Here is a 1,197-nt window from a genome sequence, read left to right on the forward strand (position 1 = left end):
AAAAACCCCTGGCGCTGGGGCCAGGGGAAGTAGAGTCAGGAAACCTGGGGAAGCACTAGCCCCGCACAGCCGGCGCTACCTCCACCGCCGCCAAATCCAGCGGGAAGTTGTGCGCATTCCGCTCGTGCATCACTTCCATCCCCAGGTTGGCACGGTTGAGCACGTCCGCCCACGTCCCAACCACGCGCCCGTTGCTGTCCACAATCGACTGGTTGAAGTTAAACCCATTCAGGTTGAACGCCATGATGCTGATGCCCAACGCCGCAAACCAAATCCCCACCACCGGCCAGGCCGCCAGGAAAAAGTGCAGGCTGCGGCTGTTGTTGAACGACGCATACCGGAAAATCAACCGGCCAAAATACCCATGCGCCGCCACAATGTTGTAGGTCTCTTCCTCTTGACCAAACTTGTACCCCAGATTCTGCGACTCCTCCTCCGAAGTCTCCCGAATCAGGGTGCTGGTCACCAAAGACCCGTGCATCGCACTAAACAGCGCACCCCCAAACACGCCAGCCACGCCCAGCTGGTGGAACGGGTGCATCAAAATGTTGTGCTCCGCCTGGAACACCAACATGAAGTTGAACGTCCCGGAAATCCCCAGGGGCATCCCGTCCGAGAATGACCCCTGCCCAATCGGGTAAATCAAAAACACCGCTGTTGCCGCTGCCACCGGCGCCGAGTAGGCCACCGCAATCCAGGGACGCATCCCCAAGCGGTAGCTCAGCTCCCACTCGCGCCCCATGTAGCAGTACACCCCAATCAAAAAGTGCAGCACAATCAGCTGGTAGGGGCCGCCGTTGTACAGCCACTCGTCCAAAGAGGCGGCTTCCCAAATCGGATAAAAGTGCAAGCCAATGGCTGCTGAAGAAGGTACCACCGCGGCGGTGATGATGTTGTTCCCGTACAGCAGCGAACCCGAAACTGGCTCGCGGATGCCGTCGATGTCAACTGGAGGAGCACCAATGAAGGCAATGATGAAGCAGGTGGTGGCAGTCAGCAGGGTGGGGATCATCAACACGCCAAACCAGCCGATGTAGAGCCGGTTGTCGGTAGAAGTCACCCACTCGCAGAACTGCTCCCACACGTTGCTAGCTGAGCGACGTTGGAGAACAGTGGTCATAAAGCCTAACTTCCTCGTGGAAGTGCGAAGATGGACAACCTAACCTTAATCCAACCGTTAAGTTCTGTCAACTCTCC

At 57.7% G+C, this 1,197-nt stretch carries 1 protein-coding gene; it reads right to left on the reverse strand.

Going from position 1 to position 1,197, the window contains the following annotated elements; translation table 11 throughout:
* Positions 1–55 precede the first annotated feature (55 nt).
* Positions 56–1,120: a photosystem II q(b) protein gene (psbA, locus tag NW860_RS09240; RefSeq protein ID WP_414425552.1), complete on the reverse strand. Its 1,065-nt coding sequence runs from the start codon at positions 1,118–1,120 to the stop codon at positions 56–58.
* Between the last annotated feature and the right edge of the window lie 77 nt (positions 1,121–1,197).

Source organism: Synechococcus sp. F70.1, from assembly GCF_047502745.1.
In the GTDB taxonomy this organism is placed as follows: domain Bacteria; phylum Cyanobacteriota; class Cyanobacteriia; order Thermostichales; family Thermostichaceae; genus Thermostichus.

Coding starts and splice junctions, on each gene's coding strand:
- psbA (WP_414425552.1), bottom strand. CDS start 1,120: ATGACCACTGTTCTCCAACGTCGCTCAGCTAGCAACGTGTGGGAGCAG.